Below are 15,302 nucleotides of genomic sequence, written 5' to 3' on the forward strand. Positions count from 1 at the left end.
AGCTGCGGGAGGGAACAGCCCCTCCCTTTGGAAGCAAGAGAACCGTCCCCATGCTTCCAAAAAATTAAGCCCACCACATCTCGGTAATTTTCTCCTTGAACATGGCCCCTTTTAAGAGAGTAATAGCTTTGCTTAGTCCCTCGTCGGTGGAAGCAAGCATATCTTCATGTTCGATGGAAATGACATAATCGTATCCGACCGCTCGAAGGGCACTTACTATGTCTTTCCACATTTTTTCGTCCGAGCCGTATCCGACTGATCTAAATGTCCAAGAGCGGTCTAAAATTTGGCTATAATGCTTTGTATCTAAAACACCATTAATCTTGATATTTGCTTGATCTAAATAAGTGTCCTTCGCATGGAAATGGAAAATCGCATTTTCCCTGCCAAGCTTTTTGATGGCCTCGACCGGGTCAATTCCTTGCCAAACAAGGTGGCTCGGATCAAAGTTTGCACCAATGTTTTCGCCGGCATGCTCCCTTAACTTTAGTAGAGTTTCAGGATTATAAACTACAAATCCTGGGTGCATCTCAAAAGCTATTTGATTAATGCCGTGCAACTTCGCGAATTTTGCTTCCTCTTTCCAATAAGGAATAACGACTTCGTTCCATTGCCAGTTCAGCACTTCTAAATATTCCGGAGGCCATGAGCATGTAACCCAGTTTGGATTTTTTGCACTTATATGATCACCCGGACAGCCGGAGAAGCCATTGATAACAGGAACTTCCAAAAGTTCTGCAAGTAATACCGTTTTTCGCCAAACGTCATGTGACTCTTGAGCAATGTTTACATTTGGATGAAGCGGGTTACCGTGGCAGCTTAAGCCGCTGATCGTTATTCCCCTAGTTTCAAGCGCTCTCAGGAATGATTTTCTTTTTTCAGGAGATTCAAGCAATTCATCCGGATTACAGTGATGATTGCCGGGATAATTCCCTGTCCCCAATTCAACGGCCTCCACACCCATGGCTGCCAGTTTATCCAACATTTCTTCAAAAGGCAGGTTCTGATACAAGGGGGTAAATACACCTAATTTCACGCAAGTACCTCCTTGCTAGCCTGAACCTTCACCCATTTCTGCTGCTGGTTACTTTCTAAGATTGCGTCTGTGATACACATCGAAAGGTGCCCGTCTGCAAATGTCGCAAAATTAGGCTTGTCTGTTTTCAGACTTTTGCCGTCGCGAACAAATGTGTAGAAATTGAACATCATATTTTTCAATGCATCCGGCCAGCCTTCATTATGCCCTCCAGGATGATGAATAGCAGACCTTGCCTCCGGTAAAAACAACGCCGGATCCGCTAATAGAACTTCATTTGCTTTATCCCGGTACCCAATCCATAGCTTCTCAGGTTCTTCTTGGTTCCAGAAAATCGAGCTTTTGCTTCCGTTAATCTCAAAGCTTAGTCGATTTTTCCGTCCAGCACTTACTTGAGATACCGTAAAAACGCCTCTTGATCCATCTTCAAACCGGACAAGCACGGATGCATAGTCTTCTGTATTAATTGGTACATCATCATATTGCATATCTTCCGCCGTCTGTGCCCCGAAAGTTGCTACGTTTCCTGTCGGTTTCTTTCTTACTGGAACAACAGTTGCTAAATCGGCAAAAACTTCGACAATCCTTTTGCCTGTTACAAATTGGACGGTATCACACCAATGGGAACCAATGTCCGCTACTGCGCGTGACTTTCCGCCTACTTCCGGCGCCAAACGCCAGTTGTAGTCTGTTTCATATAATAACCAGTCCTGCAAGTAGCTTCCGTGAACCAAGTTCACTTTCCCAAGATCACCTTCAGTGATTTTCGCTTTTAAGTTTTGTACACTCGCATGCTGTCTGTAATTAAAGTTCACCGCATGGATGACACCTTGCTTTTCTGCTAACTCCAACAATTCTGCTGATTCATCACTGTTCATAGCCAGTGGTTTCTCCGAGACAACATGCTTTCCAGCTAAAATGATCTCTTTGTTGATGGCAAAATGAAGATGATTTGGTGTACAGTTGTGCACGACCTGGATTTCGCTGTCTTTCAGCATTTCTTGGTAATCACCATAGGCTTTCGGGATTCCAAGTTCGGCTGCTTTTTTTTCAGCAGCTTCCTGACTTGTTTCTGCCAAACCAACTACTTCTACAAAGCCAAGTCTTCTGATGGCTTCAATATGGGTTGGCCCGATAAAACCAGTACCAATGATACCAACTTTAATCTTCTTCACCTTTCTTCCTCCTGTTCAAAAGTTGATCGTGTTGTTCAAGGATGCAAATTTATAGACCTTATAGGGTCATTCCGCTTTTTTTGAAAAGAATTCCGCCGCTTTTATCATTAATTCCGCCAATTTCCGAGGAAATTCTGCCAGTTTTCTCATTAATTCCGTCAATTTCCGGGGGAATTCCGCAGAATTTTGCTATTATTTCGCGGAAACCTCTATTAAAATTTACCTCTTCAACGCTTTCTTACCGAAAGCCACCGCCAAGATAATGATAATTCCTTTGATAATCATTTGCTGGCTGACATCAAGACCCATGATAATCAAACCATTGTTGATCGTACCAATCATTAAGGAACCAACAATAGTTCCGATAATCGTTCCTACACCGCCAAACAAGCTTGTTCCACCAAGAATAACCGCAGCGATAACAGAAAGCTCATCGCCTTCACCGAAGGAGAAACGTCCGGCATTCATACGGCCCGCATAGAGAAGACCAGCTAAACCAGCCATTAAACCCGTTGCAAGGAAAACTATTAGCTTGATTTTCATTGTCTTTACACCAGAGAATCTAGCCGCATTTTCGTTACCGCCTGTTGCCAATACCTGGCGGCCAAATGATGTCTTACGAAGTAATATATGGGCAATCACTGTAAATACTAGAGTCCAAATAAGTAAAACTGGAATTGGACCAATGTCCCCTGAACCAAAGATGAAATTGAAATTTGCGTCTACAATCGGAACTGGAGCAGTATCTGTAACCCACATCGCAGCACCTTTAACGGCTCCCATCGTTCCCAGTGTTACCAAGAAGGAAGGAATCGCTACTTTTGTAACAAGCAACCCATTGATTAATCCAACCACAAGTCCAGTACCTACACCACCGATGAGTCCACCAATAATGCCATAACCCGCTTGGATGGCTAATGCACCGACTAGAGAAGAAAGGGCAGCAATGGAACCAACAGAAAGGTCAATCTCCCCTGTACTAATAACAAATGTCATTGCCAACGCCATCAAAGAAATCGTCGCTGTTTGTCTAACAATGTTTAATAAGTTCCCTGAAGTTAAGAAACCTTCATCACTTAAGCTGATAGAAAAATAGATTAATACGCCCACGAAGGCAAAATAGACAATATAATTACGCCACTCGAATCCCTTCAATGAAGGAGTTGCTGGCTTTTGAATACTAGAAACCTTGGATTGCATATTGTAATTCCTCCTCTGATTTAATCTCCCTGCGGGTCATTTCCTTTTTAATTTTCCCATCATGCATAACGATGACACGATCACTCAAAGCAAGCAGTTCTGGAAGTTCGGAAGAGACCACAAGGATTGCCTTGCCGTTTTCGGCCATGGCTCTAATAATCTCCACAATTTCCGTTTTTGCACCAATATCCACACCAATCGTTGGTTCATCCAACATCAAGACAGTAGGGTCGTTCGCCAGCCATTTAGCTAGAACGATTTTTTGCTGATTACCGCCCGATAACAACCCGGCCTTTTTAAAAATATTATCCGTTTTAATATTTAACTTCCTTACAAATTCATTACTAATCTCATTGGATTTCTTACTATCAATAAAAGCTCCTTTTTTCACCTTCGAAAGAATTGGAAGAATCATATTATCCTTGACACTATGTTCAAGGACCAATCCTTGCATCCGGCGGTCCTCCGGAATCAGTGCAAGTCCGGCTTCTATGGCATTCTTAGGATTCTTAATGGATTGTTTTTGACCATTGATGTAGATGTCTCCACTCTCAATGGGATCAATCCCGAAGAGATTTCGAAGTAATTCCGTTCTTCCGCTTCCCATCAACCCGGCGATTCCGACGATTTCACCCGGCTGAATTTTAAGATTAATATCCTGGACATGTTCGGCATTTAAGTTTCTTACTTCAAAAATGGGCGGCACGTCCGTTGCGTAGGAACGTTCTTTCCATTCAAAAGCTTGGTCAAATTGCATACCGACTATATGTGAAATTACACTATCAAGATCGGTTTCACTGCATTTTTCTGTTGTGACATATCGTCCATCACGCATAATCGTGATTCGGTCACATATTTCAAAGATTTCATCCATCCGGTGAGAAATATAGATGATGGAATAACCTTTTGCTTTCAATTTGTTAATAAAACTAAAGAGTACTTCAGTTTCATTTTTGGTTAAGGACGAGGTTGGCTCATCCATAATTAGAATCTTTGCTTCTTGGGAAAGTGCTTTGGCAATTTCCGTCATCTGCCAATAGCCAACCCCCAAATTTTGAACTACATCATTTGGTCTAATATCTACGCCTAATTCTTCTAGCAATTTTTCTGTTTTCTTCTCACAATCCTTATCATCGAGCAGCCCTAATGATGTTTTCTTCTCACGAGTAAGATAGATGTTTTGGGCGACGGTAAGGGTAGGAATTAAACTAAACTCTTGGAAAATCATCGATATATTATTCTTTTGAGCATCATCATAACTTTTAATGCTTACCGGTTTTCCTTCAATTAAAATCTCGCCGCTGTCTGCAGAGTATACGCCTGTGAGGATTTTCATTAACGTCGATTTCCCGGCACCATTTCCCCCCATCAAGGCGTGAACTTCACCTTTTTTGACGGAAAAATGGACATCGTTTAAAACGGTAATCCCATTAAAAGCTTTATTAATACCTCTCATTTCGAGAATCGGTTGTTCCATCCAAGTTCACCTTCTTTTTATGTTAGAGGCTGCTTTCAAAAGCAGCCTTTATCCTTTTTTAAAAATTATTTCATCGCATTTTTTACTGTGTCAGGAGCCTCTGTTCCGTAGATTAACTTCCATTCATCTAATACATTCTCTTTCGTAACTTTGATGGATGGTGAAGCAACATACGCTGGTGCTTCTTTTCCTAATAGGGCATAGCCGGCAAGGATCGCTTGTGCTACACCTTGGTCATATGGCAGCTGTGCTCCAAGACCTTTAACAATTCCATCTTGTGCTATGGAGATTGCTACGTTTGTACCTAAGTCAACTGTTGTAACAACTAGGTCATCCCTGCCAGCCGTTCTTGCTGCAGCCATAACACCTTCAGCCGGTACATCCCATGGTGCGAAGATACCATCAATATCATGGTGTCTTGTCAACATAGCAGATGCTACTTCTTCTGCCTGATTTGGACCAGTAATCCCACTTTTTGCGACAATCTCAATATTTGGATATTTTTCTTTGATTCTTTTTTCAAAAGCATCAGAACGGTTTTTGGTTACAAAGAAGTTTACATCGTGATACAAAATGCCGACTTTACCCTTTCCGCCAAGTTTTTCAGCCATGATGTCTGCTGCGGTTGCTCCGTTACCCATGTTGTCACCAGACACAATACTGATGTAATCTTTACCTGCAACTAAACCTTGTGCAGCACCATCCATGAATACTAACTTTACGCCTTGGGCAACAGCCTTTTTATAAGCTGGTGCGGTAGATACGGCATCAACTGGAACAGAAATCATAATGTCCGGCTTTTTCGCTAAAACGGTTTCGATATCATTTACTTGCTTTTCCGCTTTGAACTGTGCATCTGTTACAGCAACGATCTTGATGCCCATCTTCTTAAATGTATCCTTCATCGCACCAACTGCGGCATTCATATAGTCAGTACCAGAGTAGTGCATAACAATCGCCGCTTTATAATTACCTTCTTTAATCTTCTTTAGCTCATCTTCCGTAAGCTGCAATGTCTTAGCTGAAACGGCCTGTTCTCCGTTCGGCCCTTTATCTTGTACCGCTAAATCAGGAATCTTTGGATTGATCGTTAATGGTCCTGAAGCTGTTTCTGAGTAGTTATCATTCTTTTTCGTGCTCGCTTGTTCAGATGTAGATTTTTTTCCGCCACACCCTGCAAGAAAAACACTTAAAACAAGTAACAGTAAAACTGTAATAGAAAAACTCTTTTTCATTTGATTACCCCCACTATAATAGTTATTTAGTTGAAGCTCGTTATTTGTCGGTACCACCTTACAAACTATAAGTGTGGCACCACCCCCTTTTCATAAATGTAAGCTTAATAGAATATTACTAGTAATGGATTACATTCATTTAAGTTATAAAACCAGGCTTCTATGGACTTCAGAAAATGTAATTGATTACATTTTTTTCTAAAAAATTTTCACATACTGCTGACAAGACTGTCTTACAATCAACTGGTCAGCTAAAAACATTTGCTCGTGTTTGATTTCCTCTTTGTTGATGAGCCTCAATAGTAAATCCGCCACTTTCTCACCAATTTCAAACGCGGGCTGGACAATCGTTGTCAGACCTGGTTCGAATATGGACGAGAATTTCAGATTATCAAAACCGAGAACCGAAATATCCTCTGGCACCTTAAGCCCCTTAGATTTAATGGCTTTAATGACTCCCATTGCCATTTCATCATTGGCAGCGAAAATCGCAGATGGGAGTTGACCAATGGCAAAAAACTTCATCATAAGGTTAAAACCGCTTTCAAAAGAGAAATCACCTTCCTGGACTAACACAGGATCCACGATAAGGTTGTTGCTTGACATTGCTTGATAAAATCCTTTGAGACGGTCTCGGTTCAAGACACTATTGAGAGGTCCAATAATGCAGCCAATTCTTTCGTGTCCCAAATCGATTAAATATTCCGTTGCTTTTCTGGCACCGCTTATGTTATCAATCGAAACAGTTGTGATGTTGGAACCTTCCATATACTCACACGCAAGGACCAACGGAAATCTTTGGGCCGCCTCTTCAACGGTTGCTGCATCCGTTTGGGCAGTTAATAAAGCCATTCCATCTGCTTTTTTTTGATCCAAAAGGTTTAAAAACCACTTTTCTCGTTCCAGATCATTGCCTGTATCGCCGAGTATAACTTGATATCCATTTGTAACCGCTACTGCTTCAATCCCCCTAAACACCTTTGAAAAAAACGGATTTGTAATGTCAGGCACAACAACTAGAATGGTTTTAGCAGAAACAATTTCCTTCTTTGCTACATCTACAATCCCTACCATCTTTGTTATTTGTCCTTTCTTGTTTCTATATTTGGATTGTAATCGATTACAAAATTGTCGTCTAATCATCTTCCGACAAGGTTTTTTTTCAACTGAAATCGTTTTCCATCCTTTTGGACACAATCATCGTTCATTCGGACAATAAAATCATAAATTTTTTAAAAAAACAAAAAAAATTGAGGTCCGGTAAACCCGGACCTCACAACGATTTATTTTTTTGTAATTCTGCTAACTTATTCTTGGAAACCTTTGCTGTCTCCTCATAATTTTTAAAATATGCTTTGTACGTTTGCCCTGCGGTTTCAATCCTCTTTAAATATTGCAAATTAATAATATAGGAACGATGGGAGGCTACAAAACGGGAATCAAGGAGTTCTTCAAGATTCGTTAATGCCTCATTTAACTCTATTTTTAGATCATTCGTATGGATAACAGCCTTTCGGTCTGCTCGTTCAATAAAAATAATGTCATCTAATGGTATAAATGAAAACTGATTGGACTGTTTAACCATTAAATCCTTCTTAACCGATGGGCGCTCGCTTTCAGCCGCAGGCTTGGCAAGTGCAGCTGCTCGTCCTAACGCTGCATAAAGACGGTCACGGTCAATAGGTTTGACAATGTAATCGATTGCATTTACATCAAAAGCTTCTAAGGCAAACTCATCATGTCCGGTAATAAAGATAACTTGCAATGACGGGACTACTTTTTTACAAGATTTCACCGCTTCCATCCCATTCAACAATGGCATATTAATATCAACCAAAATGATGTCTGGCTTTTCTATCATCACCTTGCAAATTAAATCCTCACCATTAACGGCTTCTCCAACCATTTCATAACTCTGCAAAGGTTTAATGAGATGCTTCAATAGTTTTCTGGATGGTGCATGGTCCTCTGCAATTAAAACTCTCAAAAGATCACCTCATATTAAAAGCTTTTATTTAAGTGGAACATTAATATAAAAATAATAGATAACATACTACTATTTGAAATCGCTGTCAAACTAACTACTCTCAGTATAAGGCAGTTTAAGCAGGATAGGAAGTATTTTAATATTAAATAGGTATGGCGGTTTTTTGCAGTTTTAAAGAAGAATTACTGTGGACTATACTAAAGCTACGGCTTCAGGAAAATGCATGACTATTCTTTCGGAAGGCAGGGTATAAAAATGGAAATCACCCCTAACGAAAATTTATATAAAGAAGTTTTACAAACCATGTCTGAATGCGTCATTATTCATAAAAAGTCGGGTAGAATGATTGCGCTTAATGAAAATGTTGAAAAAGTACTTGGTATTAAATCCGATTTATTAACGGAAGCAAATGTAAGCAAATTAGATTATGTAAAAGAAGACGGATCCTCCCTACCCTATTCAGAATTGCCTGGAATCATCACCCTCGAACAGGGGATTCCTTTCCATGATTATGTCTTGGGAGTAAGCGATCGAAATAATGGGACTAAATGGCTTTCCATTACTTCAAAACCACTTAAATTACATAAAGACGGGGAACAAGCCGCGCTTGTGACCATATCGGATATTACCGAACGAAAAAAGATGGAACAAACAATCCTTCAAGCAAAAGAAGCGGCGGAAAAAGCAAACCTAACCAAATCGGACTTTCTTTCCAAAATGAGTCATGAACTCCGGACCCCTTTGAACGGAATCCTTGGTTTTGCCCAGCTATTAGAAATAGATGAAACCTTAAATGAGGAGCAGCAGGACTTTGTCCAAGAGATCTTAAGCGGAGGAAAGCATCTGTTAAGCTTAATTAATGATATTTTAGATTTATCCAGAATCGATACAGGCCAATTAAAAGTTTCAATTGAAGAGGTAGATCTGCTGACCATTATCAATGAATGTATCCATATCGTGCAGCCGCTTGCCATGAAAAAAAGAATTACAATTCATAATCAAATGGACCATTCGCAAACTGTAACCGTTCTTGCCGATCCGATTCGCCTAAAACAAATCCTACTTAATCTTCTCGATAATGCCATCAAATATAACCGGGAAGACGGCAAAGTCATGATTTTCTCTTATATGAAACAAAACGAGGCAGTTATTCATATTGCCGATACAGGAGTCGGGCTTTCAGTTGAAGAATATCAGAAAGTGTTTGTCCCATTTTATCGGATTAAAGGGACACAAGAGGAAGGTACGGGCATTGGATTGTCTTTGGTCAAGCAGCTTGTCCAGGTGATGGGCGGAAAAATCAGTGTGACAAGCAAAAAAGGAATAGGCAGTGATTTTTGCTTTCGACTCCCTCTTCCCTATGAATTAAAGGCCGCGATGCAATGGGGTGAAGAAGTGATCGATCTTCCAGCTAAGAATGGCAAGACTGATCACTACTGTTTGCTATATGTGGAAGATAATCAATCTAATTTAAATTTGGTCATGAGCATCCTGAAATCGGAACCCTCCTATACAATCTTAACGGCACGTTCCGGAAAAGAAGGATTAGAACTGGCTAAGACTGAAAAAGTCGATTTAATTCTGCTGGATCTTAACCTACCGGATATCCATGGTTTCGAATTATTTGACCGTTTAAAAAAGGATGAAAATACGAAAGATATCGTGATTATTGCGGTAAGTGCCAATGCTATGCCCCATGACATCCAGCATACATTAAACAAAGGGTTTGATAATTATGTGATAAAACCCATTAATGTGAAGGGATTCTTAACAACGGTAAACGAGACTCTAACGAGTACGATCAATCAAAATATTCCCGAGCGTAAAATTTTAAGTACAGGTCCATACGGTGAGGAAGCTGTTTCTGCTAAAACACTACAGTTATCGGTAAAGGATCTAAAGCAACTGAAGGATAAAAAATATAAGGCTGCCATTTCCATGCACTATACAGATAATGATTGGTCCAGGTCTCAAGTGGAAGGGTTAAAAGCTACTTTTAAGAAAATAGGTATTGAGGTAGTTGCGGTGACAGATGCACAGTTTAATTGGGAGAAGCAAGTGGAAGATATTGAAAACATCTTAGAATTAAAGCCAGATATTATAGTAGGGATTCCTGTTGATCCGGAAAAAACGTCAAACACCTTCCAAGTTGCGTCGAGAACTGGGGTTCATCTGGTCTTTATAGACAATGTACCAAAGGGATTACTGCCTACAAGGGATTATGTAAGCATTGTATCTGCTGACAATTATGGAAACGGTAGTGAGGCAGCACATATTATGGCCGAGAAATTATCTTACAAAGGCAAGATTGGGGTTATTTATCATGCTGCCGACTTCTTCGCCACAAAACAAAGGACAGAATCATTTGAAAATATGATAATGAAACATTATCCAAACATCAAAATTGTGGACCGTAGAGGGATTGTAGGTCCATATGAAGGAGAAATTGCAGCAACTAGTATGTTAACGAAAAATAAAGATTTGGCCGGAATCTTTGTTGTATGGAGTGATCCTGCCGAAGGAGTCATAGCTGCAGCACGTAAGGCAGGCGCTGATCATCTAGTTATCACAACGATTGATATGGGGGTTAATGTTGTATTAGAAATGGTTAAAGATGGACTTATTAAGGGATTGGGTGCCCAGCTGCCCTATCAACAAGGAGTGGCGGAAGCCATCTTGGCAGGTTATGCACTGATTGGAAAACAGGCTCCAGCTTATGTAGCTGTTCCCCCTTTAAGAGTAACAAAAGAGAATGTTCTTGATGCTTGGAAGTTAGTTTATAACGAGGAAGCTCCGGATGTTATTAAAAGGTTTATAACTAATGAATGAAATATATAAATAAAACAGGAGAAAAAACCAACCTTTCGTTGGTTTTTTCTTAAAGTTCGACCGGCATGGGTGCAGTCTCTAGGGTGAAAGTCCCGATCCATGTAGGCAGTAGTAATGGTTAGCTTAATGCAAGGGTGTCCGTGGTAACTCGGAATCTGAACGAAGCGAGCGGCAACCCTCCGGTCTGAGGAACACGAACTATAAGGCTAGGTATCATTGGATGAGTTTGCTTTACAAAACAAAGTCCTTACTGCCGAAGGTGGTACAGAGTAAATGAAGCAGATCTAAAAAGCTCAGAGGCTCCTCCCTTCAAGTATTGGTTAGATTAAGCGCTGATATTTTACATATCCACGCCAATTAATATATTTATTAATTGGTTTCGATTATTATTAATTTTAGTGATTATAATCAAGATTGGTATGATAATCTCTAAAAATTTTAAACACTGCGTCTTTTCCACAGCTAATGTTACACGCCTAATTGATCATTAAGGTTATATTCTAGCAATCGTAATCTTCCACTAGACTAATCAAATATGAATATAAAAAAAACGGATGGCTTCTCCGCCATCCGAATGCTACTTTTTGTTTTATTGTTCCGATTCTATTTGCAGCCAGTCTTGTGACCATTTCTCAATTTCTCTAATGATGGGCTCTAAGGCTAGTCCTTTATCGGTTAGGGAATATTCAATACGTACCGGTGTCTCGGGGAACACCTCGCGTTTAACAATTCCTTGATTCTCCAATTCCTTTAGACGCTCCGAAAGAACCCTTCCACTAATTCCCATAGAAGATTCTAGTGTGCAAAAGCGTTTCGACCCTGTTAGCAGCTGGTAAATCACAAGACCTGTCCAGCGCTGGCTCATCATCACCATGGCTTTTTCGAATCGAGGACAAATTTCAGGTTGATTCATGGTTTCCCCTCCTATTCATATTTATCATATTACAAATCATAACAAAATTACAATACAATATAAAATTATTTGACACAACTTCATTTCAAAAATATAATAAGTTACATAAAGTAAGTAAGTTATTGGGTCGTATGATATAATAACATCAGCAGCATTATAATCATAATTAATTGTTCGTTACCGATAAATTTTTATTAAATTAATCCTATATATATGAGACTAAATAAGGTGGTCCTTAAACATGAAACTTGAAGCAGATGTTTGCATTGTCGGTGGTGGTCCAGGCGGCGCATTATTAGGATATTTGCTTGCGAAAAAAGGTATAACAACCATCGTTCTCGAACGTCACACAGGGATCGACAAAGAATTTCGTGGCGAACATCTCAATCAGGACGGAGAACGAGTTTTAAAAAAATATAATCTGTATAATAAAGTACAAGACGCTGGGCTGCTTTTAATGGAACGCATTGAATACTGGCAGCATGGACACGTAATAAAAACTGTTACACCGGCAGCTGGCGAAGAGCACGTCGGTATCCATGTTCCGCAGAAGAATCTATTAAGTGTATTAATTCGTGAATCAAAAACCTATCAGAATTACAAGCTTTTAATGGGGACAAAAGTGACTGAATTAAGCTTTAATAATAATGGGGATGTAACAGGTCTTAAAGCAACAAAGGGAGACCAAGAAGTAACCATAAAAAGTAAAATCGTGGTTGGAGCCGATGGCCGTTTTTCAACAGTTAGAAGACTAGCGGAAATCCCCTTTTCAACCATTAAACATGGGTACGACTTGCTTTGGGCGAAAATCCCAAGCCCAGAAGGATGGGAACCGACCATTAAAAATGCACTAATCGGCGGCAAGCAGCTAGCACTGTTTACCCAGCAGGGCGGATTTATTCAGATTGGCTGGAATATTGAAGAGGATTCGTACCCAGTATTGAAAAAAGAATCATTTGCACCATTTATTGAGCAAGTGATTGAGGCTTTTCCAGAGCTGACAGAAACTGTTCATCAGCACATTCAATCATGGAACAATTTTATCTTATTAAAAGTTCAAAGCAGTCAATCACCTGTATGGGCGACGGACGGGGTTGTTATTATGGGGGATGCCGCTCATACGATGAGTCCTACAGGTGCCTTTGGGATTAATTGCGCTCTATTAGACGCAGATGTGCTAGCTGATATTATTGAGGAAGCACTCGACAAAAATGATCGGAGTGCCGCACAGTTAAGAAAATTAGAAGACGCTAGGCGGGCTGATGCAGAGAAATTACAGATGCAGCAATTGATAAAAGAACAAACCTATCAAGATAATTTTAAAATTCCTGCACTGCCAACAGGCGTTTAGAAACCAATAAAAACATGGGATTGGGGAAATGATCATGGAACAAGTTCAATTAAAGACTGATGTCCTTTCATTATTAGAGGATAAAATAAAATTGATTAAAAAAGGCGATGAGGCCATCTATCTGGTCGGTCCAATTAAGCTGCCAGTTAATTTATATGGGGAAACGATTGAGTTTAAATGGTACAGCTGGTTGAAGACCAAGCATGTTACAGAAGATTTCCAACAAGTCATCCAGCACTTATTTTCTGCTAAATTAGCGGAATTTCAACAATCAAGTGTCCTTGTTTACGGAGATTTTGAATACGGAGATGATGCCTTGATTCGGATGCACTCCATCTGTCACACTGGCGATATCTTTGGCAGCAAGCGCTGCGATTGCGGCTTCCAGCTTAGACAATCCATGAAAATGATTGTCGAGCATGGTACGGGCGCCTTATTCTACCTCGCTAATCACGAAGGCAGAGGAATTGGTTTATTTAGCAAGGCGATGGCCTATATTCTTCAAGAAAATGGATATGATACAGTTGAGGCGAATGAAGGGTTAGGTTTTGCTGATGATACTAGAAACTATGATGACGCAATTGAGGTATTAAAGGCACTACGATCAAAGCCAGTTACACTGATTACCAACAATCCGAAAAAACTGAAAGCCTTGAAAAATGCCGGTGCCCCACTTTCAGGCAGAACTCCACTATGGGGCGACGTTTCTGAGTACAACGAGAAATACTTAAAGACAAAAGTTAAAAAATCTGGACATTTAGAGTAGCTGGATAAGCTTGAGAAACAGGATGGTATGAATACCATCCTAGTGGCAGGAGGATATAGGTTTATGAATGATGAATTTTATATGCAATTGGCATTAAAAAATGCCCAAGCCATGAAAGGTCAGACTGACCCGAATCCGCTAGTTGGCGCAGTGATTGTTAATGAAAACCGAATTCTAGGGGTCGGGGCTCATATGAAAGCCGGCGAACCGCATGCTGAAATCCATGCTCTTCGAATGGCAGGGCATCACGCAAAGGGAGCTACCATCTATGTAACACTTGAGCCTTGTTCCCACCATGGCAGAACGGGCCCTTGTGCGGTGGCACTTGTCGAGGCCGGAGTTAAAAAAGTCGTCATCGCGACGTTAGATCCGAATCCTGTTGTCGCAGGAAACGGTGTAAAAATCCTTAAAAATGCAGGAATTGAAGTCGTGATTGGGGTTTGTGAGGAAGAATCCCGCCAAATGAATGAAGTATTTAATAAATTCATCGTCGAGAAGAAACCATTTGTCACCTTAAAAACAGCCACCACTCTCGATGGCAAAACCGCTACCCATACAGCTAGCAGCAAGTGGATTACCGCTCCTGATGCACGCCGCGATGTACATCAGTTAAGAAGTGAAAATATGGCGATCCTTGTCGGGGTCAATACAGTGGTTGAAGACAACCCTGAACTAACCTCAAGAATTCCAAATGGACGGAACCCGATTAGGGTGATTTTGGATTCAAGGCTCAGAATTCCTTTGGATGCTAAGGTGGTAACCGATCAGCAGGCAGAGACGTGGGTTTTTACTAGTGAAAATTACGACAAAGAGAAACGAAAACAGTTAGAAGAACAAGGCATCTCCGTCTTTGTAACAAGCGGCTCAAGCCAAGTTGATCCGGAAGATGTGATGAAGACCCTCGGGGAAAAGCTTGTGTCCTCCGTGTTAATTGAAGCTGGTGGAACCATTAATGCTGCTCTTTTTGAAAAACAGTTAATTGATAAAGTTGTCCTATACGTGGCTCCTAAGCTAGTCGGGGGACAGTCCGCCCCTACCTTCTTAGAAGGAACAGGTATTGCGGAGATGGGCAATGCTGTTGAGTTAGCTAATCTAAACGTTTCGCCAATTGGGCGAGACTTTAAATTTACAGGATATCCGATATATTAAAAATGGACGGTGCTTGTCACCATCCATTTTTTTTAGATGAAAGAGCTGTTCATTTACCGAAACGGGAGTAAGGTGCACTTCAACAGGCAATGAAGGTGCTCTTCATTTACCGTAACGGGATAAGTTGCTCTTCAACGGGCAATGAACGTCCTCTTCATTTACCATAACGGGATAAAGTGCTCCT

At 40.5% G+C, this 15,302-nt stretch carries 12 protein-coding genes; 4 read left to right on the forward strand and 8 right to left on the reverse strand.

From position 1 onward, the window contains the following. Positions 1–64: 64 nt before the first annotated feature. The 7 genes from COD92_RS19225 to COD92_RS19255 all read right to left on the reverse strand — a co-directional run bounded on the left by COD92_RS19225 (position 65) and on the right by COD92_RS19255 (position 8,110). Positions 65–1,036: a sugar phosphate isomerase/epimerase family protein gene (locus COD92_RS19225; RefSeq protein WP_098996474.1), complete on the reverse strand. Its 972-nt coding sequence runs from the start codon at positions 1,034–1,036 to the stop codon at positions 65–67. After that, the gene (locus COD92_RS19230; protein ID WP_098996475.1) at positions 1,033–2,211 is read right to left on the reverse strand and encodes a Gfo/Idh/MocA family protein; all 1,179 of its coding nucleotides are present in this window, start codon (positions 2,209–2,211) and stop codon (positions 1,033–1,035) included. Before COD92_RS19230 ends, COD92_RS19225 begins: the two co-directional genes overlap by 4 nt. Positions 2,212–2,430: 219 nt before the next feature. Continuing rightward, positions 2,431–3,411 carry an ABC transporter permease gene (locus COD92_RS19235; RefSeq protein WP_098996476.1) on the reverse strand — a complete coding sequence of 327 codons (981 nt, stop codon included), beginning with the start codon at positions 3,409–3,411 and terminating at the stop codon, positions 2,431–2,433. After that, complete coding sequence (locus tag COD92_RS19240) at positions 3,392–4,888, reverse strand: sugar ABC transporter ATP-binding protein (protein WP_098996477.1); 1,497 nt, start codon at positions 4,886–4,888, stop codon at positions 3,392–3,394. Before COD92_RS19240 ends, COD92_RS19235 begins: the two co-directional genes overlap by 20 nt. A gap of 65 nt (positions 4,889–4,953) precedes the next feature. After that, positions 4,954–6,123 carry a substrate-binding domain-containing protein gene (locus COD92_RS19245; protein ID WP_098530947.1) on the reverse strand — a complete coding sequence of 390 codons (1,170 nt, stop codon included), beginning with the start codon at positions 6,121–6,123 and terminating at the stop codon, positions 4,954–4,956. Positions 6,124–6,321: 198 nt separating this feature from the next. Further along, positions 6,322–7,197, reverse strand: a complete 876-nt coding sequence (locus tag COD92_RS19250) for a substrate-binding domain-containing protein (RefSeq protein WP_141561126.1) — start codon at positions 7,195–7,197, stop codon at positions 6,322–6,324. A 199-nt stretch (positions 7,198–7,396) separates the two neighbouring features. Continuing rightward, positions 7,397–8,110, reverse strand: a complete 714-nt coding sequence (locus COD92_RS19255) for a LytR/AlgR family response regulator transcription factor (protein WP_098530946.1) — start codon at positions 8,108–8,110, stop codon at positions 7,397–7,399. A 255-nt stretch (positions 8,111–8,365) separates the two neighbouring features. On the opposite strand from COD92_RS19255, the gene COD92_RS19260 reads away from it, so the two are divergent. Next, the gene (locus COD92_RS19260; RefSeq protein ID WP_255295284.1) at positions 8,366–10,939 is read left to right on the forward strand and encodes a substrate-binding domain-containing protein; all 2,574 of its coding nucleotides are present in this window, start codon (positions 8,366–8,368) and stop codon (positions 10,937–10,939) included. A 589-nt stretch (positions 10,940–11,528) separates the two neighbouring features. Here the strand turns inward: COD92_RS19260 and COD92_RS19265 are convergent. Then, positions 11,529–11,852, reverse strand: coding sequence for a winged helix-turn-helix transcriptional regulator (locus COD92_RS19265; RefSeq protein WP_098530944.1), 324 nt, complete (start codon positions 11,850–11,852; stop codon positions 11,529–11,531). A gap of 241 nt (positions 11,853–12,093) precedes the next feature. On the opposite strand from COD92_RS19265, the gene COD92_RS19270 reads away from it, so the two are divergent. The 3 genes from COD92_RS19270 to ribD all read left to right on the forward strand — a co-directional run bounded on the left by COD92_RS19270 (position 12,094) and on the right by ribD (position 15,118). Then, a complete protein-coding gene (locus COD92_RS19270) occupies positions 12,094–13,203 on the forward strand; it encodes an FAD-dependent monooxygenase (protein ID WP_098996479.1) in 1,110 nt (369 codons plus the stop codon). Positions 13,204–13,237: 34 nt separating this feature from the next. After that, positions 13,238–13,969 (forward strand): GTP cyclohydrolase II, encoded by a 732-nt coding sequence (locus COD92_RS19275; protein ID WP_098996480.1) that lies wholly within the window; start codon positions 13,238–13,240, stop codon positions 13,967–13,969. Between the two features lie 63 nt (positions 13,970–14,032). Further along, positions 14,033–15,118: a bifunctional diaminohydroxyphosphoribosylaminopyrimidine deaminase/5-amino-6-(5-phosphoribosylamino)uracil reductase RibD gene (gene ribD, locus COD92_RS19280; RefSeq protein WP_098996481.1), complete on the forward strand. Its 1,086-nt coding sequence runs from the start codon at positions 14,033–14,035 to the stop codon at positions 15,116–15,118. The last annotated feature ends 184 nt before the right edge of the window (positions 15,119–15,302 follow it).

The sequence above is a fragment of the Bacillus sp. AFS037270 genome (assembly GCF_002585305.1).